This window comes from Enterobacter sp. E1 (assembly GCF_016809815.1).
In the GTDB taxonomy this organism is placed as follows: Bacteria; Pseudomonadota; Gammaproteobacteria; order Enterobacterales; family Enterobacteriaceae; genus Enterobacter; species Enterobacter adelaidei.
Window position 1 is genome coordinate 500178 of the sequence record NZ_JAFBJM010000003.1, and the last position, 25117, is coordinate 525294.

Sequence of the window (25117 nt, forward strand, 5' to 3'; positions counted from 1 at the left end):
AGTTAGAAGATTACTAACCAGAGGTTTGGAATATGGATAAGCTTCGCAGCATGGAAACCTTTATTGCCGTGGTTGAAAGCGGCAGTTTCACCGGTGCGGCGGCGCGACTGGAGATGTCGGCGGTGATGGTGGGGAAGTATATTGCGTTGCTGGAGTCTCAACTTGGTACGCGTCTTCTGGAGCGTAATACGCGACGCCAGAGCCTGACCGACGCCGGACGGGTCTATTTCGACGAGGCGAAGCGGGTACTGGAGCAGGTTGCCATCGCCGAAAGCGCGGTTGAGCGCCTGCGCGCAACACCTGCTGGCACTCTGCGGGTAACGGCCCCCACGTCCTTTGGCGGCTGCGTGATTGCACCGCTCACCGCCACCTTTTTGCAACGCTACCCGGAAGTGCGCGTGGAGCTGGATCTGACCAATCGGATGGTGGATCTGGTGGAGGAGGGCGTCGATCTGGCCATCCGCATTGGCGACATTCGCAACGACGACCTGGTCGCGAAATACCTCTGTCCTTATCGAATGGTGATCTGCGCCGCGCCTGATTATCTGGCGCACTACGGTACGCCACAAACGCCTGCCGATCTGGTGGATCATCTTTGCCTGTCCCACAGCGTGTGGACTGCACGCAATGAATGGCGGCTGCCGGGTGTCGAAGGGGAGGTGCGCTGGAAGCGTGATGCCATCCTAAGATGCAACGACGGCTACGGGCTACGGATGGCCGCAAGAGCCGGGGCGGGGCTGTTATTACAACCGGAAGTGCTGGTCGCGGAAGAGCTGGAAAGTGGTCGGCTGGTGCGGGTGCTGGAGGATTACATTCCAGAGCCAAGACCGGTGCATTTGTTGTGGCGTCAGGATTTACGACCGCTCCCTAAGCTAACAGAATTTATCGCCCATATTCTGCTAAGATTGGGCACAATATAATAAAAGAAGGTAAGCAAAGAATGTCTGTGAATAAACTCGCCAGCAGCGCGCAGGGCCTGCAATCATCTGCCATCCGTGAATTATTAAAACATAGCAAAATGGCAGGGGTCATTTCGCTGGGCGGGGGTATTCCTAACCCTGCATTGTTCGATCATGAAGGCCTAAAAATGGCCGCTGATGCCGTATTATCCCAGCATTTTGGCGAAGCTTTCCAGTACGGTCTGACCGAAGGTGTTCCTGGGCTACGGGAAGAAATTCAGCGCATCTGTGAAGGGCGTGGGATCCGCTGTAAGGCGGATGATGTGGTCGTGACCTCTGGTTCACAGCAATCACTTGACGTGCTGGCGCGTGCATTAATTAACCCTGGCGATACCGTCGTCGTCGAGCGTCCAACCTATCTTGCCGCGCTGCAGGTATTTGGCCTGGCGCAGGCGAATTTTGAATCCGTGGGTACCGATGCTGACGGAATGAAAGTGGATGAGCTCGAAGCGCTGGTGGCCAATAAACCCATTAAAGCGGTTTATATTGTGCCGACATTTGGTAACCCGGGTGGGGTAACCCTTTCTGAACCGCGTCGTAAACAGCTGGTGGAATTATCGAAGCGTTATGACTTCGTGATTATTGAAGACGATCCGTACAGCGAAATTAATTACACCGATGAAGTTTTCCGCCCGTTAATTGCCCACGCCAAAGATATCGGCAACGAAGAGAACGTGGTGTATACCTCAACCTTCTCTAAAATTCTTGCGCCAGGCACCCGCGTGGGCTGGGTGCTGGTACCGGAGTGGCTGAAGCGCGCGGTGGTGAATCTCAAGCAAACCACCGATCTGCACACCAGCACGCTGTCGCAGCTGATGACGTACGAATACCTGAAAACCGGTCGTCTGGCCGATCAGATTAAAATGATCCGCGAAGCCTATCGCCAGAAATACCAGACGTTCGCAACAGAACTGGAAGCCGAGCTGGGTGATGTGATGTCATTCCACAAGCCGAAGGGCGGCATGTTCCTGTGGGCGACTATGAAAAATGGGAGTAATACCACTCGCTGGCTGGAAAAAACGTTAAGTAACGGCGTAGTATTTGTTCCGGGCGAATTTTTCTACTGCAATGAGCCAGACCATTCGACGCTGCGTATGTCGTTTGTCACGCCAACGGATGAAGAGCTGAAAGAGGCGGTTCAACGCCTGAAAAAATCGCTGTAAAAGACCTGCGCATAATGGCGTCTCCGCCGTTATGCGTAACATTCTTGCAGCGCGGCCAAAGCCGCTATCTTTCATGGTGATCTCCATGTTTGAATTTCTGATCGGTGTCGTTACGCACACGCCCGTCTGGGTGTGGGTGCTGTTTATCTTTCTTATCTCCCGCGGCATTAAAGCCCGCCAGCCGACTACCGTCACGCTGGAGAGGCTTGCTGTCATTCCGGCGATCTTTCTTATCTGGGATATCTACGATCTGGTGGTCTATCGCACGCTGACTCCCGAGACTGTCATATTGTGGACGGCGGGGATCCTTGCCGGTGCTGCGCTGGGGTATTTCCTGATTAAGCATGCGGTTATCACTCGCGCAGAGGCGCCGCGCAGCCTTTACCGCCAGGCAGACTACACCGCACTGCCGTTTATGATGCTGGCGTTTGGGGTGAAGTATGTGCTGGGCGTGATGAGCGCGGTTTCTCCGCAGACGATGCAGCAGCCCGCCATGAGCGCGCTGGCGATCGTCTCTGGCGGTGTGTTTGCTGGTGTGTTTCTCGGGAAATTTGCGCGCTATGTTGGCGTGTATGTCGCCCGTGTTCCGGTCTGAATTTACAGCAGGCCTTTCTGCGCGAAGGTAATGCGCGTGGCTTCATTGAGATCAAGCTCTTTTAACGATTCCGGACTAACCCATGCGATCTCCTGAAACTCGTCATTAAAAGTGACTGCCCGGTTGGCGCTGAGGCAGTCAAAGATCAGATAGATCATATAAATCTCCTCAGTGGTGCCATCGGGGTAGGTTTTCACCCTGATGTCATCGCGAAAAGCCCATGGCGTGACCGAGACGATCTCCAGTGCGTCGCCCAGCTCTTCACGGATCTCACGACGCAACGCCTGCTCCATGGTTTCGCCCGGCTCCATTCCGCCACCGGAGAGAGCCCACTGGCCGGGGAACACGCCGCGATCGTCGGCCATTTTGCACAGCAGATAGGCCCCGTCGTTCTGGATGATGGGGCAGACAATGGTTCGTTGGCGCATGATTTCTTCCTGAAAAAGTATTGAGTAGGTAAATTTTATGCCGAATCAGGCAACATCCGGCTGGCCAGATTTTCGCTTAGCCATGACTTCCGCAACGGTCTTTATACGGCTTAACTCCTCCTGCGTCCGGGAGTTAGATTGCGCTTCCCAGATATCGACGTTCAGCTGTAGGTTCAGCCAAAATTCAATAGTGGTATCAAAGGCTTTTGCCAGTTTTATCGCCATATCGGCAGTAAGTTTGCGATTGTTATTGACCAGCGCGCTGATGGTATTGCGGTGTACATTAAGCATCTCCGCCAGATCGCTGATTTTCAGATTGAGCGGTTCAAGATACTCGTACTGCAACACGTCGCCCGGCGTGGTGGGTTTGCGGAGTGCCTGTTGAAGTGTCATAGGTGATGCCTCACTTGTGTTGCGTGTACCTGTGTGGAGAGAGGTAGAGATCGTCTGCTTTACCCTCTGTCCAGAGAAATACAAGCCTGTATTGCCTGTTTACCCGGATTGAGGAATATCCCTTCAGAGGAGGATTCAATGCTTCATACATATTACCCGGTGGCGATCGCAAATCCCGGTGAGAAGTAGCTGCGTTGATGATGTCGAGCTTTCTCGCAAGCGCTGTCTCCAGATTTGAAGGAATAACATTGCTCGATCTACCGTAAAGAAAAAAATCCTCAAGCCATTGATCCCGAAAATGATTAATCATAATGCTGGTGAGCTCCAGTCCATGAAGCTGAGTGAATAGTAGTGCACTCTTGCACTGTGTGCAAGTGCATTTTGTCTGCGGGTAATATTACCCTCGTGATGGCTGAAGGGAAGTGGGATGCATGACTAAAGGTAAATTCTTCGAGGTGGATTCCGCTTCTGGCGTGCGGTTTAATGCCCGGCGGCGCTGCGCTTGCGCGTACCTGCGGGAACGTAGGCCGGGTAAGGCGAAGCCGCCACCCGGCACTCCAGGCTTAACGCTCCCTCAGCGCCTCTTTCGCCCGGTTAAACGGCTTGATCAGATAATCCAGCACCGTTTTCTCTCCGGTCTTAATGTCCACCGTCGCAATCATCCCCGGCACAATCGAAAAGTGCCTGCCCGCTTTATTCACCAGGTAGTCCTGGCTGGTGCGGATAAAGACCCGGTAATAGAACACCTCCGGCTTGGCCTCGTCCTGAATAGTGTCCGGGGAAATCGTCTCCACGACCCCGTGCAGCCCGCCGTAAATGGCGTAATCGTAGGCGGTGATCTTCACCAGCGCCTCTTGGTTCGGGTGGATAAAGGCGATATCGCGCGGCGAGAGGCGGGTTTCAATCAGCAGATGATCGTCCACCGGGACAATCTCCATCAGCTCGCCGTTGGGCGGGATCACGCCGCCGATGGTGGTGACCTTGATGTTTTTCACGATCCCGCGCACCGGGGATTTTACGGTCAGACGGGTGACGGAGTCCTGGCGGCCTTTAAGAATGGCGGAGACCATATCCACCTCCGCGTTGGCTTTGGATAACGCCTCGCGGGCCTGAACGTAATACTGGGAGCGCACATCGGTGAGCTTCAGCTCCAGGTCACTTTTTTGCCGCTGCAACCGTAGCACCTCTACGTGGCTGGCAGCGCCGGTTTTCACCAGACGTTGGGTGATCGCCAGCTCTTTATTCGCCAGGTCTAACGCGGCGCGCAGCTCTCGCTGGGTGTCATCCAGTTGTGCGCGGCGGGAGTTGTAGAGTCGTGTTTCATCGGCAATCAGATCCGGCCATTTTGCCAGCGAAGGGGGAAACTTCAGCGGGAGATCGTTCACTTCGGCGTACAGGCGCGCGCTGGAGGCCAGTGAAGCGCGGTAGCGCGCTGCGCTTTCGCCGACGTTCGATTCGGAACGCGTCGGATCAAGCCGCGCCAGCACCTGCCCGGCCTGCACCTGATCCCCTTCGTGGACGTTCAGTTCGGTGAGTATCCCGCCGTCAAGCGACTGCAATACCTGCTCGCGCGAGCTGGGGATCACTTTACCCGAGCCGGTTGACACCTCATCCAGCACGCCAAACCACGCCCAGACGCCCAGCACCACAAACATCAGCAGCGAGAAGATCACGATCCGTCGCGCACCGGTGTAGCCGCTTTCGGAGTCGAGGGCGTTATCCAGATCGTCCATTGCGGCGACGTCACGCTGACTGATTTTCATTTTTCCACTCCCGTCCGGTTGCTGCCTGCTGCTGCTGTTGCTGCATGCGGCTGTTGCTCAGCGCCTGTGCTTTTGGCGCGTCCATCACCAGCATTCCCTCTTTGAGCACCACCACCCGCTCTACCAGTTCCAGCACCGGTACGCGGTGCGTGGCGACAATCAGGGTGCGGTGCCCGAGCCAGTCCCCCAGACGCTGGATAAATTCCCGCTCGGTGTGCTCGTCCAGCGACGCGGTGGGTTCATCCATCAGCACAATATTCGGATCGCGCAGGAGCATCCGCGCCAGCAAAATCGACTGGCGTTGTCCGCCGGATAATCCCACGCCGTTTTCCATGATCGGGTAGTCCAGCCCCTTGGGCAGCTTCTGCACGAAGCCGGCCGCGCCGGTCAGCTCCAGCGCCTCGAAAATCTCTTCGTCGGTGGCGCGCGGCATGCCGAGGGTGATGTTTTCGCGCAGGGTGCCGTAAAACAACCGCGCGTTCTGGGTCATAAAGCCGACGTTGCGCCGGACGTCAGCGACGTCGAGATGCGGCAGGCTGAAGTTATCAAGCCGCAGCTCGCCGGCCGCCAGATCCATCCCCCCCGCCATGGCCTGCAGCAGGGTCGATTTGCCCGCGCCGTTGCGCCCGAGGATCGCCACTTTCTCACCCGGGCGGATCTCCAGCCGGTTAATGCGCAGCGCCATGCGCGGATCGTCCGGCTGATAGCGGAACTGCGCCTGCTCGAAGAGATAGTGACCGCGCAACACGTCCTGGCGGATCGGCGTCTCTTCGCGCTGATTTTCGGTGGGAAGCTGCATGATGCTGTCCAGCCCCTCTTTTGCCGCTTTAACCTGCTGCCAGCGGGCCAGCACGCCGTACAGCATCGCCATGGGGGCAATCATGCGGGAGGCCAGCATAGACGCCGCAACCACGGAACCGGTGGTCAGGGTGCCGTCGATCACCATCGGCGCACCGACCACAATCACGCCAGCGTAGACCAGGCTCTGAATCGTCATCCCCCAACTGATCAGGTTCTGCGTCAGTTCCCGGGTGCGCAGGCCGGATTCCGCAGTGATCTGGATATAACTGTTCCACTGCTGCAAAAAGCGGTTTTCCGCCTGCATCAGCTTGATGTCCTCCAGCCCCTGCACGCTCTCTACCAGCACGGCATTGCGCAGGGTCGACTCATGGGCCGACTGTTTCGCCAGCTCCGCCAGCTTCTTCTGCAGCAGCAGGCCGGGCAGAACCATGATCACCGCCGCGACCGGCGCGATCCACGCCAGCTGCGGGGCGATGATCGCCAGCACTACTACAAACAATAGGAAGAATGGCAGGTCGACAATCGTGGAAATGGTGGAGGAGGTCACCATCTCGCGGATCTGCTCCAGCTCGCGCAGCTGAGAGATAAAACTGCCGGTGGAGCGGGGGATCGCGCTGTTGCGCAGGCGCAGGGCGTGGCCGAATACGCGATCCGAAACGCGCATATCCGAGCGCTTGCCCAGCAGATCCATAATGTGTCCGCGCGCCACGCGCAGCACAAAGCCAAACAGCGTGGCGATCAACACCCCAATCGTCAGGACGTAAAGCGTCGGGTAGGACTGGGCGGGGATCACCCGGTCGTAGACCTGCATGGAAAAGACGATCCCGGAAAGCGACAGCACGTTGATAAACAGCGCGGCCAGCATCACCCAGCTGTAGGGGCGCAAGTCGCGCATCACCAGCCGGTAAAGCCAGTCCGGACGGTATTTTGAGATATACGCGTCCACGCGGCTGTCCTTTAGCGCGGCGAGTGGACGCAGGGCAATGACGTGGCGGATAGCGGGCAGCATCGCCGTCATCGACAGCCGGTTGGTGTAGGTCTCGTCGTCGAAAAAGCTGACCTCCAGGGTATCTTCGCCGTTGAAATGCTCGATCACGCCGATCCTGCCGTCATTCATCGCCACCACCACCGGCAGACGCCAGCTGTTGATAGCCTCCTGGCCGCCGGTAAGCAACTGAAACGATAGCCCCGCATCTCGTGCCAGTTGGGTGAGGGCGGGCACCATCGTTTTGCCTTTCAGCCACGGCGCACCCGCCAGCAGTGCGCCAGGAGAGCAGGCGACGCGGTAGCGCGTGGCGACAAAACCAAAGGCCTGTGCCCACTGGGCCAGCGCCTCATCCGTCATCGTTTCACCCTGCGGGATTTCGCGTTGCTTCATGGCTGGATCTCCACGGTCTGGATGGTGCGGTTATCAAGATCGAACGCGTGACGCAATTGCCCGGTGTTATAAAGGCAGTTGAGCTGCAGCTGGTGCAGCTGACCGAGGGTCTGCTGCTGGGTGAAGCGCGCCTGGTAGACCTCCTGCTCGGCGTTGAGTACGTCGAGCAGTGGGCGTGAGCCGAGATCGAGATATTGCTGCTGGTACAGCTCGCGGGTGCGGGCGCTGAGGGCTTCCTGACGACCCTGGATTTGCAGCGTGCTTTGCAGGCTCATCACCTGGCTGCGGGCTTCGAGCAGTTTCTGGCGGACGTCAAGACGCGTGCGCTGAATGGTGGATTGCGCCGCTTCTACCGCGTGTCCGGCAGCGTTACGCCGGGCGGTGAGGCCGCCGCCCTGATAGAGCGGCATCTGCACCTTCACCCACGCGGAATACTGGGTACGATACCGCGTTTCGCTCCCCGCATAGCGATCGTTCATATAATGGCGCACTTCTGGCTCCAGCGAGACAGTCGGCGTCATTTGCGCGTCGGCGTAGTCAAGGTTTGCCTGGGCGACGTTAGCCTGTGCCCAGGCTGCGAGTACTGCGGGAACCAGACGGTCGTCCGGCTCGGCGATATCGCAGCTCCGCCCCAGCTTTTGCGGAAAATCATTGCTGATATCGTTCAGGCTGTTCCAGCCGAGAAAACTCATCAGCGTGGCGCGGGCGCTGTCGAGACTGGCCTGGTACTGCATCAACTGGGCGCGAGCGCCTTCAATACGCGCATCGGTCTGTACGACGTCAGAGAGCGACGTGGCCCCTTCGTCGTTACGCTGGCGGGTCAGTGTGCCAATGGAGGAGAGAGCCTCAAGCTGCTCTTTCGCGGTCTCAACCATCTGCTGCCAGGTTTGTACCTGCACCATGGCGACAGCGGTATCGTGGGCGATGGTGTCGATGCTGACCAACACGTTGGCCTGCTGCTGGGCAACCCCGGCATTTTCGGCACGCACCTGACTTGCTACCTTGCCAAAATCGTAAAGCATTTGTGAGAGGGAGAGCACCATCGACGGCGTAAAGCCGTTCTGGTCGCCGTCATGGGAATAACCGTTGTCCACGCCGGCATTTATCTGCGGATAGTATTTTGATTTAGCAACGTCCACCTCTTCGCTCTGCTGGTAGAGTTTTCCCACGGCCTCGCTGATGGCCGGGTGCCAGGTGACGGCACGGTTGACGGCTTCGCCAAGCTGCAATGAGCCGGGCGCGGCTTTACCGGCCACAGGGGCCACGCGACCATTGAGTGAGGGGAGTTCCTGCGTTTCGCGGAGTTGTCCGGTATTGATTGTCGCCGCCGGGTTCGCGCTGAGAGCGGGCACAGATATCAGGCAGCACGAGAGCCACCAGTAAGGCATCTTCATTCCCATGTCATGTCCCTAATAAATATGTACAGCTTTATTATTTATGCCCGGGCGCTGTGCGCCCGGGTCATCTCTTGCAGGTGCTATCAGGTAATGATGTGTTGCTGGTTCACAAGCTCGTCGTAGGTGGTCTGAACGCCATCAAGCGTAACGAGCGTAGTATTAGTGTAGGTGCTCCCTGTACCATCACGGTCGATGGAGATCACGGTATTGCCATTACTATTAGTGACATGGAGATAATTTCCGAGCGTTGAGGCGCTACCGTTCCAGCCCACCAGCAGATCGCCGATGTCGATTTTGTCCCCCTGCGCCAGCGAGAAGCCGGTCCAGTGGTCGCCCACGGTGCTGCTGACGTTCCCACCTGTGGCATTCCCCACCGTATTGTTCAGCACCTGGTAAATCAGCGTGTCGCCGTAGGCGGTGCCGGTGATGACGTCGTTATGTTCAGAGCTGATGAACTGCGGCGCCATGTTGATGGTCAGCGTGGCACTGTCCGTCTTCCCGGTCGCATCGGTCAGGGTGTAGTTGAAGGTCTCCTTCGAGGTCATGGATGAGAGCGATACACCGCTGTTGAGGGTATAGGTGTAATGGCCGTCAGCGCCGATCGCCAGGACGCCGTAATGGCCGGTGATGTTCACCGTTGCGCTGCCGGTATACGGATCCAGCGTGGTGGTCACGCCGTTGTAGCCGGTCACGCTCAGGCGGGTATCCACCGAGTGCAGCTGGTCCATCACGCCACCGGAATCGGTGCCGTCAAAGATATTGCCGTTGACGGTGTGGGTGCCTGTCGCGTCGAACTGTGACAGAGAGTAGCTGGTGCCGGTGACGCTTGGGGTGATAGTGATGGTTCCTATTCCTAGTGCACCCACGCTACCGGTATAACTCAGGGTGTAAGTGCCTGCGTTCAGGTCAAGACCTGTTAAAGGGACATCCGCATTACCGCCCAGCAATATTCCGCCGTTAAATGAACCGGTACGGATCGTTGTTCCGTCCAGAGACAACGTCCAGTTAACCGTCAATCCTCCCAGCGACAGGAGCGAGGCTACGTTGAAATGCAGAACGGCATTGTGCAGGGCGGTGTTCGGATCCACCACAAAGGTACCGCTGCCACTTCCCGATGAGGGCAGCGCAAGCGTGGTCCAGCTTGCGCTTCCTACGGTCGTATCTGAATAGGCGGTTGTGTGGTGCACTGACGTCACATCCATCGTGGCGCTGACATCGTTGACCGCATCCATCGCCTGAGCGGTTGGGGTGATGTTAAGCGATGCCGTATCCTTCGAGCCGTCAGGCGCGGTCACGGTGTAGACGAAGGTATCAGGCGTGCTGATATGGTCTGCACCCACACCGGCTCTCAGGGTATAGGTGTACTGGCCGGACGAATTAATAGTCAGCGTGCCGTATTCACCCTGAATGGTGGTCAGGCCGCTGCTGTTGACCGCCACGCCGTTCACTTCCGTGACCACCGTGCCTGCCGGCACAGGGTCATTCGCCAGCACGTCGCCCGTGGTCGTTTCACTGATACTTGCCACGCTGTAAACGTGATCCTGCAGGACGCTCAGCGTGTAGCCTGTCAGGACGGCGATCCCGGATGCGGTATTCAGCAGGAACAGATACTCCCCGGCGGGCAGGTTCAGCGTCAATTGCTGCGAGGTACCGCCCAACAGCGGGGCGCGCAGCCAGCCTGGCTCAACGCGGACCTGCTCGAAGGTCTGGGTGGCGTTGTTGAACTTATAGACATACAGATCGAACACCGACGCCAGGGCCACGCCACCCACGGAGGCCTGGATGGTCATGGTGCGAGTGGTGCCTTCCTCCACGTTATAGATGATGGGGTTGGTCATATCGTCCAGCAGGTTAAGCCCCAGCGTACTGCCGAGATTCACCCCCACCACCGTAAAACCACCCTGTGACGAAGCGCCGTTATTGATTTCACTTACGGTAGTGTCAAAGGTCAGCGAGGCAGTGTCGTCCACCGCCACAATACCGTTGACGACGGTACCGGCACCCAGGGACAGCACCAGGTTCGCCGACGCGCTGGCACCGTTATGGGTGATGGTGTAGCTGAAACTCTCCGTCCGGCCAATGACCGCGGCGCTGGTATCGGTCAGATTGTAGGTGTAACTGCCGTCGCGGTTAACGGTCAGCGTACCGTATTTGCCCTGGATCACGGTGCCGTCGGCGTTAATGCTGGTGGTGACGCCCAGCGCGTTGGTGACTGCGGAGACCGTGGTCCCGGCCGGGGCGTTGTCGCTGCCAGCGGTTGGGTCTGTATCGAGGATCACGTTCCCGTTCAGGCTGGTCTCACCCGTGACCGTACCCGGGCCGGTCTCTTTCACCGCGACATCCAGACTGGTGTAAGAGCCGGTTGCCAGCAGGTTGGTGTTATAGCTGAGGACACGATAGTTGCCGTCAGCCAACCCGCTCAGGTTCAGTGATACGCCGGTGGCCCCGAGGGTCAACAGATCGGCAAACTGCGGTTGTCCGGTGTCGACGACGGTGGTCCAGGTGCTGCCGTTCCAGTGTTGCACCACCAGCTCAAGAGTGTTGAGCAGAGAGAGTACAGCGCCCGTAGCGTTGGCATTCACCACGATATCTGCGCTGCCGCCGCTGACTACGGTGAAGTTCACCTGGGCGGTGTCATTCCCCAGCAGCGTCAGGACGTTGCCCACGGCGCCAACCAGCAGGAAGCCGTAATCGCTGTACTGAGTATTGGTGACGGTTGCCGTGGTACTGAGGTTCAGCTCTTCGACGTTGTTGCTGGCGGAGAGCGGCAGCACCGGCGCAAGAGCCGAACCAGACAGCGAGGTGTTGCCTGCCGCATCGGTGGCGGTGATCTGCAGCGTCTGGCCTTCGATCTGTTTGTTAACAAAGGTATAGCTGTATGTACCGTTGCTGCCCGCAATAGTGGTCACCGTCGAGCCATCCGCAAGGCGGATACTGACGGTGCTGCCGGCTTCGGCATTCCCGGTCAGGACGCTACCGTCGACGTTAAAGGTTCCGGTCGGCGCCGTGGGGGCGGTCGTATCGACGATTATCGTCGTCACGGCTGACGCCACGCTGGTGTTGCCCGCCGCATCGGTAGCCGTGGCGGTGAAGTTATGCGTACCCTCCGTCAGCGTGGTGGTGGTTTGCGGCAGGGTCCAGTTGCCGCTGCCATCGGCGGTCACCGTGCCCACCAGCGTGATGCCATCGTAGATCCGGACCGTGGCATTCGCTTCGGCAGTCCCGGTCAGCGTTGGACGCGTGTCGTTGGTCGGATTCGTACCGGTCACCGGACCGGTAACGCTGCCGACATCATCAATCACTGAACTGATGACCGGCGCACCTGGCGCAGCGGTATCGACGTTAATCACATACCCGGCGGTTGGCGCGCTGGCGTTGCCCACCGCATCCGTGGCGGTAAAGGTCAGCGTGTGTGCACCGTTGCTCAGCGCCGGAGATGGCGTATAGCTCCACGCCCCGCCGGTCGCCGTCACGCTGCCGATCTGTACGCCGTTATCAAAGATTTTCACCGTCGATCCGGCTTCCGCCGTGCCGGTGATAGTTGGCTGGGCATCGTTGGTGAACCCGCCGTTGGCAACCGGCGTCGCCGCATTGCCCACGTCATCCAGGATACTGGTCAGCACCGGCAGCGCAGGCGGCGTGGTGTCAATTGTCAGGCTGAAGCTTGTTGAGGACACGCTGGTGTTGCCAGCCGCATCCGTGGCCTGGGCGGTGAAGCTGTGCGGACCGGTTGTCAACGTGGTGGTGAGCAGGATGCTCCAGCTGCCGCTGGCATCCGCGGTGCCTGTTCCGACCAGCGTCGTGCCTTCGTAGATTTTCACGGTGGCAAACGGTTCGCTGGTTCCGACAAGCCGCGGTACGGTATCGTCGGTGGTTTGTCCGGACGTGAGCGGGCCGGTGACAGTGCCCACGTCGTCTATCGCCTGGCTGATAACCGGCGCGTTTGGCGCGAGGGTATCAACAATCAACGTAAAGCCAGGTGAAGGCAGGCTGATGTTGCCCGCTGCATCGGTGACGGTGGCGGTCCAGGTATGGCTTCCGTTGACCAGTGGCGTTGACGGCGTAAAGCTCCACGCGCCGCTTCCATCTGCCTGCGCGGTGCCAACCGGCTGCCCGTTTTCATAAACGGTCACCGTGGCGTTGGCGGTCGCAGTGCCGTTCAGCGTCGGCGTGGTGTCGTCGGTGCTCTGCCCGGAAGAGAGCGGAGTTTGTATGCTGCCCACGTTGTCTGCCGCGGTCGAAATGACCGGCGCAGACGGCGCGACCGTATCCACGGTCAGGTTAAACGGTGCCGTCGTGCTGCCAGTGTTGCCTGCCGTGTCGGTCGCGTTGAAGGTGATAGCATGTGGCCCATCGCTCAAATCGGTACCCGGGGTAAAGGTCCAGTTGCCCTGAGCATTCACCACTGCGGTGCCAACTTCGTTGCCGTCGACAATGATATGAACCGTGGCACCCACTTCACCCGTGCCGTTGATGGTCGGGCGTGCGTCGTTGGTGCTGCTGCCCGTCGTGAGCGTACCGGTGACCGGACCGACATCGTCGATGACGCTGGTAAGCACTGGCGCAGCGGGTCCTGTGGTATCCACAGTAAAGGTGAAGACCGACGAGTTAGCCGAGGCGTTGCCTGCCACATCCGTTGCATAAGCGCGAAGGGCGTAGCTGCCATCGACAAGCGGCGTACTCGGGGTAAAGGACCAGTTTCCGTTTCCATCAACGGTAGCCAGGCCAATCGGCGTACCGTTATTCATGATGTGGATGGTGCTGCCCGTCTGTCCGGTACCGCTAATCGTCGGCGTGTTGTCGTTGGTGATCTGCCCACTGGTAAGGTCGCCCGTGACGCCGCCCGGGACGTTGTCATTCACCGTATCCAGCGTGGGAACCGTCGGTGCTGTCAGGTCAACCACCACGCTCCAGGTGTTTGATACCTGGCTGACGTTGCCCAGCGGATCGGTCGCCCGAACGGTAAAGCTGTGCGAGCCTTCGCCGAGCGCGGTGTCAGGAGTGAAGCTCCAGGCGCCAGCGCTATCAGCCGTAACCACGGCAATCTGCGTGCCACCGTCGAAAATCGTCACCACGCTGTTTGCTTCTGCGGTTCCTGAAAGGGTTGGCGTGGCGTCGTTAGTGGGGTCGCCGCTAATCACGGTAGTGGCGGTATTGCCAACGTTGTCCGTAACATTAGTGATGACCGGCGTGGTGGAAACCGTATCCACCACAACGGTGAAGCCCGCCGAAGGGGCGCTCTGATTCCCGGCCGGATCGGTCTCGCGGATGGTCAGGACGTTATTCCCCTCCGCCAGGGGCGACGTTGTATAGCTCCAGGTTCCCGTATTGCCAACCACTACGCTGCCCAGCAGCGTTCCGTTGCTGTAGATGGAGATGGTGTCTCCCACAGCACCCGTACCGGTCAGCGTCGGCTGATTGTCGTTGGTGGTCTGACCGTTGGTCAGCGGGCCCGTGCCGGGACCCACATCGTCAAGTACCGAGCCAATGGTGGGGGTACCTGGCGCAGTGAGGTCGACGGTTACGGCAGCGGCCGGAGAGCGACCGCTTGTCAGGCCATTGAGGGTCGCGGTTACCTCAAAGGTATGCAGCCCTTCGCCCAGCGCGGGCGGCGTATAGCTCCAGTTTCCGCTGCCGTCTGCGGTGACCGTCGACACGGGCGTCACGCTGCCGTCCAGGTAGATGGTAATCAGGCTGCCGGCTTCGGCCGTGCCGGTAAGCGTTGGCGTGGTGTCGTTGGTGGTTTTGTCTTTCACGTCGCCGGTGACAGGGGCAACGTCATCGTTGATCGCCGTAATAACCGGTACCTGAGGCAAATCGAGCGGTGAATCGGTGACGATAAACGTCGCGCCAGGGCTGCTGTTACCTGCGGCATCGGTGGCGGTTACGGTCAGCGTGGCAGGATCCAGTTGCGCGGGGCTCAGCGCAATAGAGAAGCTGCCATCGCCTGCAACAACGCCGGTACCTATGACCACACTACCGTCTTTCACGGTAATGATGCTTCCCGCCTCACCGGTACCGGTCAGCGGTGTCCCTTCTGTTGCCAGATTCATATTGCTCGGGTTTGGCGGTGCGACAGTATCCACGGTGACGCTGAGTGGTGCTGAATTTCCGGAGAGATTACCTGCCGGATCGCTGGAAGAAACGGTGAAGGTGTGCTGGCCGTCGGACAGCGTGCTCCCGGCGGTCCAGCTCCAGCTGCCATCCGGCTGTATGGTTACTGGCACCCCCGACGGAGTACCATCGACGGAGACAATAACGGTGGTTCCCGGTTCGCTGGTCCCGGTGAGGGTCGGCGTACCGTCATTGGTGTAGAGCACGCTGCCTGAAAGAGAGCTGGGGGTGATGGCATCTATCAGCGGTATTTCAGGTGCAGTGGTATCCACCGTGACGTCAAAGACCGGGCTAAGGGCGCTAACGTTACCTGCCGCGTCAACACCCGCAACGGTGATATGCAGCGGACCGTCGTTTTGTGTCGGTAGCGTCAGGGTCCATTCACCATTCGCGACGACGACACGTCCTACCTCCACGCCGTTGTTGTAGACGATTACCGTCTCACCGTTGACGCCGGTTCCGCCGACCAGTGGTGTTGCATCCGTGGTATAGCCACCATCCAGCGCGCCGCCCACGGCACCAATCACCGGCGTAGCCGGTGCTACGGTATCCACCGTGATCGTTATCCCCGGCGATGAACCAGAGACGTTGCCCGCTTCGTCGGTGGCGGTTGCGGTGTATTCGTGGTTCCCCTCAGCGATATTACTGCCAGGGCGCCAGCTCCAGTTGCCGTTGCTGTCTACCGTGGCGGTGCCGACGACTGACGCCGCGCCGCCATTTACGCTGTCATAAATGGTGATAACGTCGTTTGCCGTTCCGGTACCGCTCAGAACCGGACGGGGATCGTTGGTCGTTCCGCCATCGGCAACAGGTCCGGTTATCTGGGTGACGCTGTCGGTGACGATCGGTGGCGCAGGCGTAGCCGGCGGGTCTGTATCAATGGTGATGGTGACCGGCTGGGAAGGCGCGCTCTCATTACCTGTACCGTCCATGTTGGTGACGGTAAGGGTAATGTCATAGGTTCCACTGGGCAGCGGGTCTGGTGGCGTCCAGCTCCAGTTGCCGTTGCCGTCTACCACGGTATCACCAATTTTGTCGCCGCCATTGTAGATGGTCACGGTATCACCCGCCGTGCCGGTTCCGCTCAGGGTTGGCGTGGTATCGCGAGTGATTTCGCCCGGGTTCAGCGGCGTTTGTACTGCGCCGCCGTCAGGGTTGACGGTGATGGCCGGGGTATCCGGCGTGGCAGGTGCCACGGTATCTACCGTCAGTACAAACGGACTGGAGACGGTGGTATTACCTGCGGCATCCGTGGCGTGAACGGTCAGCGAATGTGGACCATCGGTGAGTGGGGTAATGGGGGTAAAACTCCAGCCACCATTGCCGTCGAGGATAGCGGTGCCGAGCAGGGTTGTGCCGTCATAGATGGTGATCGTTGCTCCAGAAGGGGCACTACCTTGCAGCAGCGGCTGGGTGTCATCCGTGGTATCCCCGTTGCTGAGTGGGCCTTTAATACTGCCGACGTCATCGGTCACGCTGGCGATGGTCGCTGCCAGAGGGGGAGTGGTGTCGACAGTAAAGGTGAAGCCGTCTGAGGCGAGACTGGTGTTACCCGCCGCGTCGGTTGCGACGACGGTAAAGGTATGCGCGCCGTTACCGAGCGGTGTGGTTGGGGTAAAGGTCCACGCACCGTTGCTGTCCGCTACTACTGTGTCAACATCTGCACCATCCAGACGGATGGTGACCTTCGAGCCCGGTTCAGCGGTGCCGTTGAGCGTCGGCGTGGTGTCGTTGGTGCTGTCGTTAGCGTTGAGCGCACCGAGACGCTCGGGCACATCATCTATCACCTGGGTAATCACCGGAGCCGCAGGCGCGACGCTGTCAATCGTCAGAGTCCAGGTGTTGGAGGCGCCGCTTGAGTTACCTGCCGCGTCGGTTGCAACAGCGGTCAGAGCGTGAGGCCCCTCACCGATTGGCGAGGACGGCGTAAAGACCCATACGCCGAGGCCATTGGCAACGGTTGTACCGATAGCCACACCGTCCACGCGGAGGGTGACCGTTGCATTTGCTTCAGCGGTACCGCTGAGCGTTGGGGTCGTGTCATTGGTGGTGGCATTTTGGCCGAGCGAGCCAACAATTCCCCCGGGCACATCGTCCACGACCTGGGAAATCACCGGGGCTGCAGGTGCCGTCCCGTCGACGTTAATTGTCCAGGAGGCAGATATTCCGCTCTGGTTACCGGCGGGATCCGTCGCCTTTGCCGTGAGCACGTAAGTGCCATCGACCAGCGGTGAGGGCGGCGTAAAGCTCCACAGGCCGGATTGTGGAACAACCACCGTGCCGAGAACATCGCTGCCGTTAGAAATCGTAATGGTCGAGCCCGCCTCGCCCGTACCATTAATGGTTGGGGCCCGGTCATTGGTCAGTCCATTCGGGCCCACGGGGCCGGTGGTGGCCTGTACGTCATCAATCACCGATACGATGATCGGGATCTGCGGCGGGGTAATGTCCGGTGCCGCCGCGGAAGTGGTTGGACTGGTGTTGCCTGCCGTGTCGGTGGCGTCAGCGGTCAGGATTTCGCCGTTGAGCTTCGGTGGGTTCAGCGTCACGCTAAAGTTACCCTGACTATCGGCAACAACTGGAGTGCCAACGAGTGCGCCGCCTTCACGGATGGTCACCGTGCTGCCCGGCTCTGCGGTACCGCTGATGGTGCCGCCATCATTTGATACCACGAGATTTCCAGGAGCAGACGGCGGGGTGGTATCTACGGTGAAGGTGACAGGCGCGGATGCCGTGCTCTGGTTTCCGGCGGCATCGGTTTCAGTGACGGTGATGGAGTGCGTTCCTTCCGGGAGCGGTCCATTGGGTGTGATGCTCCAGGTACCGTTGGGGAGCACCGTCGTGGTGCCAATGACCACGCCGTTATCGTAAATGGTGATGGTTCCACCGGGCTCCCCTGTTCCTGCCAGGAGCGGCTGCGTCGCATCGGTCAGCGTGCCCGAAGTGATAGCTCCTCTGACAGACCCCGTGTCGTCGGTCAGCAGAATCGCGGTCGGTGTAGTCGGAGGCGTCAGATCGACTGTGAGGGTGAAAACCGGTGAGGCGGGTCCGGTATTGCCCGCGACGTCGGTTGCACGGACGGTAATCTGGTGGGTGCTTTCGCTCAGGTCGACTGACGGGGTGAATGTCCATGTACCGTTGCTGGCGACGACCGCCGTGCCAATGGCGATACCGCCGTCATAAATCGTCACGGTGGAGCCGGGTTCGGCGGTGCCGGTGAGCTGCGGCCGCTGATCGTTAGTGCTGCCGCCGTTGGTTACCGCCCCCGTCTGAGGAGCGATATCGTCGATCACGCTGCCGATCGTTGGCGCATCAGGTGCGGTGAGATCCGGTGCGGTCACATTTGTGCCCTGACTGGTATTCCCGGCGCTGTCCGTTGCGGTGGCTGTTACCTGTTCCCCGTTGGTCAGCGGTGTTCCGAGGGTGACGGTAAACGAGCCGTCACTGCCGGTTTTACCTGTGCCAACCACATTGCCATTAGTATCTTTCAGGGTGATTGTACTGCCGGGTTCTGCGGTACCGGTGACGGTTTTACCGTCTGATGAGAACTGGAGACTGGAAGGCGCATTCGGCGGCGTCGTATCCGGGTCGGCTGGATCGGTCGGGTCCGTCGGGTCAGTGGGCGTGGTGGGGTCAGTACTGCTGTTATGATCACTGCCGCCACCTCCACCACCGCTGCCGCTTGCCGCCGCTGCGATGCCACCTGCTGCGACAATGCCGCCCAGTGCCCATGGCCAGATGGCGGCACCACCGGCATCACTCCCTGATGCGGCAAGCAACACGTCCGTGGAGGCTATGGATTCATACGAGGCGGCCCCGGTAGGGTCTTCAATCCACCATAGTGCGCCATTGCTGTCCTGCAGAACCAGCTGGCTTGCTCCCTGCGCGTCAGTGACGTAGAAATTTTTAAGGGTGATCACCTCGCCGGAATGCAGCGTCACCAGCAGATCGTTTCCACTGCGCGCGAAGTGGGAGACATCGGCCCGCTCTACATGAAGTTCAACAATAGAGGAATGGCTCAGCGTAACCTGTGTGCCTTCCGTGGTCGTTTCCACGCCAGTAAGTTTCGATATAACAGAGATTTGGCTCATTTAGTTATTACTCCAGCAGGTGTGTCATGAACGGCGAGTAAGACGAGCCATCTCTGCAGAAGGTAAAGGGCGCCCCGGCGCAGTCGCTGTTATACGCAGCACTGACCGTTGTTTTTAGCGCGCACGATGCCCGCCAGTATTCAGAGTGGCAACATCAGAGCGAATCTAATGACTTATAAAACAGAACCGTTTTTATGGGTGTTTAGTGTCTTATATAACCCTGTAATTAATAGAGGAATTATTTTTGAGATATAAAAATGATATAGACAGAAAACACGGGTTGTGCAACTTTGGCTTTTGTAAATAAAGGTCGAAACAATAACGTGGCATTTATATATTGTGGTTTCCAATGATTTAATTTATGTAAATATTTGTTTTTGATGGTTATTTTTTTGCTGTGCAATGTTATTTTTAATGAGGTTTATACAGTGCGATAATTGGTAGGGAATGTTTTTAATATAATGAAAAACGTGGTTGTTTAAGTGTGCTTAATATTCATTTAAGTTAGGGTAACATTTTTGATGTAAGATATATTATGTCGCTTGAAGGATAAAATATATTGTTGTGCGGAGTTAAAATTCTGCTATCACCCGCAAACAATAACATTAAGTTAAGGGTGAAATAAGCTTATTCATTGTCATGAGTCCGACGACATCAGCATGATTTTGGACAGCAAAAAACTCGCGGGGAGAATGAATAAAAATCGTGAGTCGGGCGTTTACTGACGTCACCCCCTTCTTACCCTGGAGCTTTATATGAACACGACCTCTCTTCGTTTGATCCCGGTACTGATTTTTACCCTGCTGTCCCCACTGGCGCTGGCAATGGGCAATAATAGTACCGAGAGCAAAACGCCTGACTGCCCATCAGGGCAGGTGTATGACAGTGCAACCCAGAAATGTGTACCCGACAAGAGCAGCAGCCTGAGCGATCAGGACAAAACCAACTATGCGTACCATCTTGCTAAGAAAGGGGAGTATCAGGCGGCGCTGAATCTCCTTGATTCGCTGAAAAATGGCAATACGGCTGAAGCGTGGAACTATCGCGGTTATGCCACACGCAAACTGGGACGTACAGATGAGGGTATTGGTTATTACCAGCGTGCGCTGGCGATCGCCCCGGATTATGCCAAAGCCCGTGAATACCTGGGTGAGGCATGGATGGTCAAGGGACGGCCTGACCTCGCGAAAGAACAGTTGAAGGTAATAGCAGGCATATGTGGCCAGTCCTGCGAGGAGTACCGCGATCTGCAGTCAGCCATCAACGGACAGCCGGAATCCTGAGTTTCTCGTGGAGGGAAAACCCATCGCTACCAGTGAGGTTCGTCAACAGTTAGCGGCACACCTGGCGCGTCTCTGGCGCTATGGGCTGGTGTTGTCGCGCAACAGGGATATCGCCGAAGAGCTGGTTCAGTCCACCTGCGTGCGTGCGCTCGAAAGGAGTAGCCAGTATACGCCTGGCACGCGCATCGACAGGTGGCTGTTTGCGATATTGCACTCCATCTGGATCTCCGAGCTTCGGGCACGACATGTCCGCCAGGGGCAGGGATTTGTCGCCAGCGACGAACTTCTGGCACCAGACACCCGTGAGCAGGATGAAACGCGCCTGCATTATCTGAAGGTGATGCAGCGCGTCAATGCGTTACCTGAAGCCCAGCGCAACACGGTTTTTTTGGTTTATGTCGAAGGTTTTACCTATCAGGAGGCAGCGGATACCCTGGCGGTGCCGATTGGTACTGTAATGAGCCGACTGGCAACGGCGCGGGCAACGCTTGCGAAGTCTGCCGAGGCAATGCCTCCGGTAAAGGAGAAGCGCTCTTGAATTCGCACCGTTTTACACCGCCTTATAACGACGATGCTATCGTGGCATGGATAGATGGCGAGATGTGCCGTGCAGACGCACAACACTTTGAAGAACAGCTGAGAAGTGATGAACACCTCTCCGGGCGAACCGCTGAGCTAATGAAAAGCAATCAGGACTACTCCGGGGCTTTTGCTTCCCTGCTGGATGACGCACCCCTTGAGAAGATGCAGGCGCGTCTGGCGGCACTTCCCGAACCACACTCTTCCACGCCGGTGGGCGTAAGCAGACGCGCACTGATTGCTGCGTCGGTCAGTTTTTTGATGGTCGGTTCCGGGCTGGGGTATCTGTTGCGGCCAGCCTCCGCCCCTGATGATGAAAACGCCCATATTCGTGACCTCGAAGCGCAATACATGTCTTTGTATAGCGTAGAAACACTGCTGGATATGGACAGCGCACCGCCTGTTCTGCAACGCGGCCTGGAACGGGCCGCACAGGATATCGGCATGAAATTGCAGATGTCGCAGCTTATTCTGCAGGGTGCAGAACTCAAAATGGTGCGCATGCTGCGCTATGAAACCACCTCTATCGCGCAGATTGCCTGGATCAACGCCGACTACGGCCCAATGGCGCTCTGTATCTCTCCTGTTGATGAGAAGACGACGGCTTCTCTTCAACAGGAGCAGCGGCACAGTATGAACCTGGTGTGGTGGCAGGATGCGGGCTATCAGTTTGTCCTGATAGGCCGAAACCCGTCGTCTCACTTGCAAAGCAACGCAGAACAGCTGCAACGCCTGATCTCAGGATGAGGGGATTGTGTTCGTCTGAATCGCAATAGCGATGGCAATACGATCGTCAACGACCAGGGCAAATTTATCCATCCCGTAGGACGCGCGCGAAATCGCTGTGGTGGCATTCAGCGTGAGGGCTTGCGCATGCGGGTCTTCCACAACGGCTTCCAGAATCACCGGGCGGGCAATGTTTCGCACGGTTAGCGTGCCGAACACTCTGAATCGTCCTGCGCCCTGGGCGACCACGCGAGAGCTGACAAACTCAATCGTCGGATAGCGCTCAGATTCAAAAAACATATCGCTTTTTAGCTGCCAGGTGAGCAGGCTGTTTGAGGCCACCAGGGTCGCAACGGGAATAGTGACGTGAATATAGTCATCGACATCGTTATTCGGGTTAAGCGTCACGGCACCCGTCACGCCACTGAATGTCGCCCAGGAGAGGATACCGCCGAAAGCATGCCAGGATAGCCGAATGGTGGTGTTATTGGTGTCGATGATGTAGCTCTGCGGAACGGCTAGCGCCCACGGGCAGACTAAAACAAGCAATATAAGCAGGCGTCGTAGCATCTCAGGATCTCTTTTGGGGAACTGGGAGTAAACGCGACACTCCAGGGATCTATTCGGTTTTTATGCGTCGGGATTTTTAATGATATCAACCGAGATTTCGACGGCGGTAACCTGGCCACGGTTTTCCAGCCAGTGAACCGTATTGTGATCCTCCGGCCAGCCGACACCGGGACCGTAATCGGTGGCGATCCCATTACGATGGTCGGTGATCGTCCCCTCCAGGATAAACACGGTACCGGGGCGATCGATATGATCATGCACCGGACCAAAGACCGCGCCGGGAGCGAGTGTCACCCTGCGCATGCGAAGTTGTCGCCCGTCCATGCCAGCGATCTCCGGGCCCAGATCGACGATGGAGAGTAGTTCAACGGTGACGCCCTGGGTTTCTGGTGCGATTTCTTTGTGGCTCATGATGATGCCCCCCTGTGACAAGTTTAGTCTTCAGGAAGCAAAGTAGGTGGGAATAAAAAAGGCCGCGTTTGCGGCCTTTCGAAGGGGTTATTCAGTGACTTTCTTTTCCAGCTCGCTGGCACCTTCTTTGGTTTTGTTCCAGCCCTTCTCAGCACCTTCTTTAGTGGCATCCCACCCTTTCTCGGTACCTTCTTTGGTTTTATGCCAGGCTTTCTGGGAATCTTCGCTGACCTTGCTGCCAAAGCTCTCGCTTTTACCTTCCGCAGCATGCTTTTGTTTCAGCTTCAGCTCTTCACCTTTGTTCTGCTCTTCGTGCAGTTTTTGCTTCGCCTCGTTGGCGTTTGCGTTCGCCGCAGCGACGGTATCGTCAGTTGCATGTGTGGTCGCAGCAAATACTGGAGACGCCAGCAGAACGGCAGATAATGCGATAATTGTTTTTTTCATAATATCCTCATTTAACGTTATCGGTTATGAGCGTGATTCAGCATGGCACAGACGAAGCGGGGTGGCTTTAGGAAAAAACTGTAATGAGATCAACGTACCCTGACGTGGAGTATTTCGCATGAGGATTATCCAAAGGATAAAACACCTATTTCAGCGAGGGCGGCGAGGGTCAGGAGAATGAATATTATGACGGTTATGGGTCTGTACATATCGGGCTTCCTTCCGGGTTGGAGTGGCTAATCCGTAGCGCTGGGTGTGCTTTTTAATTTTTCATAGGGGAAGGGCGGTGTCGTTGATGTTTGTCAATATGAGTGGCTAATTGGCCGGCGAGGTGGATAGCGTCATGTATTTTTTCAGCCCGATGTCTCGTTTCACGTATTTCGGCACTGAATCAAAAGGCGATCTCCTCCGGGGACATAATCAGTATGTCGGAAGATCTCTAAAAGTGAATGGTACGTTTTGCAGGGATACTTACATTCGGATTTAATTAGTTCTCTTTGGACTTCGCGGGAAAAATTGAGGGCTTGCGCCGTGCGGGCTCTTAGGACTTCATCGGATGACTCTGGTAATCACCGATGGAGAATTTTGGGCTGGCGGAGTCTGAATTGGTTGTGTAACTTTTTGTTTAATAGCTGATAACCTTCAATTCAATTTTCATTTTGGTCCCATTGTTGGTCCTAAAAGAAAATGTCAGGTTTTTTGCAGGGGAGGGAAGGTTACAGCAGGAGCCTATTGGTCTGTGAGATTAGCATTTTGCTTTCCTTTAGTCTGCTCTGTATTTAATCGTTCATTTCACGTTAGTTTTTAGCAAGTCGGTAGAGCGCCTTGCTCGCAGAATATCTACTATGGAAATATACGGAGTCTGTTCCTGCCAGCTAAATCCTTTCCTGTCGATACGCACCAGTTCGTATTTCTCCACCAGAAAATTCACAGTATCAGCCAGCGTGATACCAGCATCGATATGTTCCTGTATAACACGTTCCTCACTGAACGGTGTGTCGTTGAGGGTCAGACCATAGTGTTGTTCCAGCAGGCGTGTCAGTAGCATTTGCCAGACAGCCACGGGTGACAGGCAGGGTTTCGCCCCCCGCTGAGTTGTTGCAGGTAAAGTTTTCATATTTGCTCTCGTGAAGGTTATTAACTCTGAGTGGGGTAAATGGCGATGTATACGTAGCCGCAACTGCCAAGAGTATCGGCTTCGCAGGTGAAATCATTGTGGTACAGGGTGACGCAGTGGGCGTGGTGGGGGCTGAGTTCACCGATGGTCAGCATCGATTCCATCTGGCGGATAAAGTGCGGGAATGTTTCATCCAGCTTCCGGCATTCGGCGTCACTGAATCTACCGATGATGCTAGCCCGGTTAGCCAGATAATGCAGCCGGTTGCCGGCCGCCACATCGCTGACTGGTGATACCTCACTGGCAAACAGTGCATTACACAGGCTGGATTTCCCGGCTCCGGATTTACCCTTAACGCCAATAACTGGCTCGTAGTTTGGTAACTAGTTTATTTGCTGCAGAATCCGCTCTGATACCCACTGTGGCAGACCAGCAAGCGATTGCTGAAACGACTTCAAACCTTCAGAATTGTTCATTACTACTCCTCTGAAAAATAATAAAAAAAACGGCAGAATCGTGAGATTCCACCGTTAATCGTGTATGTTCAGAGGAATGATATATATCTGAATACTTTTATAATGCTGACAGGCCGTTCTGCACCAAATATAGTCATTCGAACCCTGAGAGTTACACTTTTAAGTGATTCAGGGTATGCGCTTACTGGTTACGAATATTGTGCCAGAATCATGTGATTTGATGATTGCCGCTTTGCTTTCGAGCCAGTAAGTGCTCCACGTTCGCTAACGAATACTCAGGGCATGCAGAAAACTGCTGGCTATATTTCTTTCGAAGAACGTCCACTTATCTCGTCCTGGGGAAATCATCCACTAGCAAACAACAAAATGGTAAGCTAGCTTAATCCAATCAGAGTGGGCACTTAACCAGTACCAAGCGAGCCCCTCGCT

The 25117-nt window shown here is 57.0% G+C and carries 17 protein-coding genes and 2 pseudogenes; 6 read left to right on the top strand and 13 right to left on the bottom strand.

Features of this window, described 5'->3' with window-relative positions:
* Positions 1-32: 32 nt before the first annotated feature.
* The 3 genes from JGF26_RS11495 to JGF26_RS11505 all read left to right on the top strand — a co-directional run bounded on the left by JGF26_RS11495 (position 33) and on the right by JGF26_RS11505 (position 2717).
* Positions 33-920, top strand: coding sequence for a LysR family transcriptional regulator (locus JGF26_RS11495; protein ID WP_028016777.1), 888 nt, complete (start codon positions 33-35; stop codon positions 918-920).
* Positions 921-940: 20 nt separating this feature from the next.
* The gene (locus tag JGF26_RS11500) at positions 941-2122 is read left to right on the top strand and encodes a PLP-dependent aminotransferase family protein (RefSeq protein WP_108090996.1); all 1182 of its coding nucleotides are present in this window, start codon (positions 941-943) and stop codon (positions 2120-2122) included.
* An 85-nt stretch (positions 2123-2207) separates the two neighbouring features.
* Positions 2208-2717, top strand: coding sequence for a DUF6622 family protein (locus tag JGF26_RS11505; RefSeq protein ID WP_134707840.1), 510 nt, complete (start codon positions 2208-2210; stop codon positions 2715-2717).
* A gap of 2 nt (positions 2718-2719) precedes the next feature.
* Here JGF26_RS11505 and nudI read toward each other — a convergent pair whose 3' ends face one another.
* The 7 genes from nudI to JGF26_RS11540 form a co-directional block, all read right to left on the bottom strand.
* Positions 2720-3145, bottom strand: coding sequence for a nucleoside triphosphatase NudI (gene nudI, locus JGF26_RS11510; RefSeq protein WP_049008716.1), 426 nt, complete (start codon positions 3143-3145; stop codon positions 2720-2722).
* Positions 3146-3190: 45 nt separating this feature from the next.
* Positions 3191-3538, bottom strand: a complete 348-nt coding sequence (locus tag JGF26_RS11515; protein ID WP_047650330.1) for a HigA family addiction module antitoxin — start codon at positions 3536-3538, stop codon at positions 3191-3193.
* 10 nt (positions 3539-3548) lie between these two features.
* The gene (locus JGF26_RS11520) at positions 3549-3848 is read right to left on the bottom strand and encodes a type II toxin-antitoxin system RelE/ParE family toxin (RefSeq protein WP_108090994.1); all 300 of its coding nucleotides are present in this window, start codon (positions 3846-3848) and stop codon (positions 3549-3551) included.
* Between the two features lie 253 nt (positions 3849-4101).
* Positions 4102-5271: an HlyD family efflux transporter periplasmic adaptor subunit gene (locus JGF26_RS11525; RefSeq protein WP_108091060.1), complete on the bottom strand. Its 1170-nt coding sequence runs from the start codon at positions 5269-5271 to the stop codon at positions 4102-4104.
* Positions 5272-5281: 10 nt separating this feature from the next.
* On the bottom strand, positions 5282-7480 hold the full coding sequence (locus JGF26_RS11530; RefSeq protein WP_134707839.1) for a type I secretion system permease/ATPase: 2199 nt from the start codon (positions 7478-7480) through the stop codon (positions 5282-5284).
* Complete coding sequence (locus JGF26_RS11535; RefSeq protein WP_134707838.1) at positions 7477-8880, bottom strand: TolC family outer membrane protein; 1404 nt, start codon at positions 8878-8880, stop codon at positions 7477-7479. The genes JGF26_RS11530 and JGF26_RS11535 overlap by 4 nt, the downstream gene beginning before the upstream one ends.
* 80 nt (positions 8881-8960) lie before the next feature.
* Positions 8961-19082 carry a BapA/Bap/LapF family large adhesin gene (locus JGF26_RS11540; RefSeq protein ID WP_134707837.1) on the bottom strand — a complete coding sequence of 3374 codons (10122 nt, stop codon included), beginning with the start codon at positions 19080-19082 and terminating at the stop codon, positions 8961-8963.
* A gap of 755 nt (positions 19083-19837) precedes the next feature.
* Between JGF26_RS11540 and JGF26_RS11545 the strand changes: the two genes are divergently transcribed.
* From JGF26_RS11545 to JGF26_RS11555, 3 genes are read left to right on the top strand one after another with little or no spacing between them, the layout of a single operon-like run.
* Entirely contained in the window at positions 19838-20365 is a 528-nt protein-coding gene (locus JGF26_RS11545; RefSeq protein ID WP_108090990.1) for a tetratricopeptide repeat protein, read from the top strand.
* 7 nt (positions 20366-20372) lie between these two features.
* Entirely contained in the window at positions 20373-20903 is a 531-nt protein-coding gene (locus JGF26_RS11550) for a sigma-70 family RNA polymerase sigma factor (RefSeq protein ID WP_108090989.1), read from the top strand.
* Positions 20900-21691, top strand: coding sequence for a membrane protein (locus JGF26_RS11555; protein ID WP_028016765.1), 792 nt, complete (start codon positions 20900-20902; stop codon positions 21689-21691). The genes JGF26_RS11550 and JGF26_RS11555 overlap by 4 nt, the downstream gene beginning before the upstream one ends.
* Here JGF26_RS11555 and JGF26_RS11560 read toward each other — a convergent pair.
* The 6 genes and pseudogenes from JGF26_RS11560 to JGF26_RS11585 form a co-directional block, all read right to left on the bottom strand.
* Positions 21683-22240, bottom strand: coding sequence for a YceI family protein (locus tag JGF26_RS11560; RefSeq protein WP_134707836.1), 558 nt, complete (start codon positions 22238-22240; stop codon positions 21683-21685). The two genes, JGF26_RS11555 and JGF26_RS11560, sit on opposite strands and share 9 nt — an antisense overlap.
* Positions 22241-22300: 60 nt before the next feature.
* Positions 22301-22672, bottom strand: coding sequence for a cupin domain-containing protein (locus JGF26_RS11565; RefSeq protein ID WP_238934190.1), 372 nt, complete (start codon positions 22670-22672; stop codon positions 22301-22303).
* A gap of 66 nt (positions 22673-22738) precedes the next feature.
* Complete coding sequence (locus tag JGF26_RS11570) at positions 22739-23095, bottom strand: hypothetical protein (protein WP_008502540.1); 357 nt, start codon at positions 23093-23095, stop codon at positions 22739-22741.
* Positions 23096-23882: 787 nt separating this feature from the next.
* Positions 23883-24212, bottom strand: a complete 330-nt coding sequence (locus JGF26_RS11575) for a TA system toxin CbtA family protein (RefSeq protein ID WP_134707835.1) — start codon at positions 24210-24212, stop codon at positions 23883-23885.
* A gap of 20 nt (positions 24213-24232) precedes the next feature.
* Positions 24233-24481: pseudogene (locus JGF26_RS11580) on the bottom strand (type IV toxin-antitoxin system YeeU family antitoxin); the annotation flags it as partial.
* Positions 24482-24688, bottom strand: a pseudogene (locus JGF26_RS11585) (hypothetical protein); the annotation flags it as partial.
* Between the last annotated feature and the right edge of the window lie 429 nt (positions 24689-25117).

Coding starts and splice junctions, on each gene's coding strand:
- JGF26_RS11495 (WP_028016777.1), top strand. CDS start 33: ATGGATAAGCTTCGCAGCATGGAAACCTTTATTGCCGTGGTTGAAAGC.
- JGF26_RS11500 (WP_108090996.1), top strand. CDS start 941: ATGTCTGTGAATAAACTCGCCAGCAGCGCGCAGGGCCTGCAATCATCT.
- JGF26_RS11505 (WP_134707840.1), top strand. CDS start 2,208: ATGTTTGAATTTCTGATCGGTGTCGTTACGCACACGCCCGTCTGGGTG.
- nudI (WP_049008716.1), bottom strand. CDS start 3,145: ATGCGCCAACGAACCATTGTCTGCCCCATCATCCAGAACGACGGGGCC.
- JGF26_RS11515 (WP_047650330.1), bottom strand. CDS start 3,538: ATGACACTTCAACAGGCACTCCGCAAACCCACCACGCCGGGCGACGTG.
- JGF26_RS11520 (WP_108090994.1), bottom strand. CDS start 3,848: ATGATTAATCATTTTCGGGATCAATGGCTTGAGGATTTTTTTCTTTAC.
- JGF26_RS11525 (WP_108091060.1), bottom strand. CDS start 5,271: ATGGACGATCTGGATAACGCCCTCGACTCCGAAAGCGGCTACACCGGT.
- JGF26_RS11530 (WP_134707839.1), bottom strand. CDS start 7,480: ATGAAGCAACGCGAAATCCCGCAGGGTGAAACGATGACGGATGAGGCG.
- JGF26_RS11535 (WP_134707838.1), bottom strand. CDS start 8,880: ATGGGAATGAAGATGCCTTACTGGTGGCTCTCGTGCTGCCTGATATCT.
- JGF26_RS11540 (WP_134707837.1), bottom strand. CDS start 19,082: ATGAGCCAAATCTCTGTTATATCGAAACTTACTGGCGTGGAAACGACC.
- JGF26_RS11545 (WP_108090990.1), top strand. CDS start 19,838: ATGAACACGACCTCTCTTCGTTTGATCCCGGTACTGATTTTTACCCTG.
- JGF26_RS11560 (WP_134707836.1), bottom strand. CDS start 22,240: ATGCTACGACGCCTGCTTATATTGCTTGTTTTAGTCTGCCCGTGGGCG.
- JGF26_RS11570 (WP_008502540.1), bottom strand. CDS start 23,095: ATGAAAAAAACAATTATCGCATTATCTGCCGTTCTGCTGGCGTCTCCA.
- JGF26_RS11575 (WP_134707835.1), bottom strand. CDS start 24,212: ATGAAAACTTTACCTGCAACAACTCAGCGGGGGGCGAAACCCTGCCTG.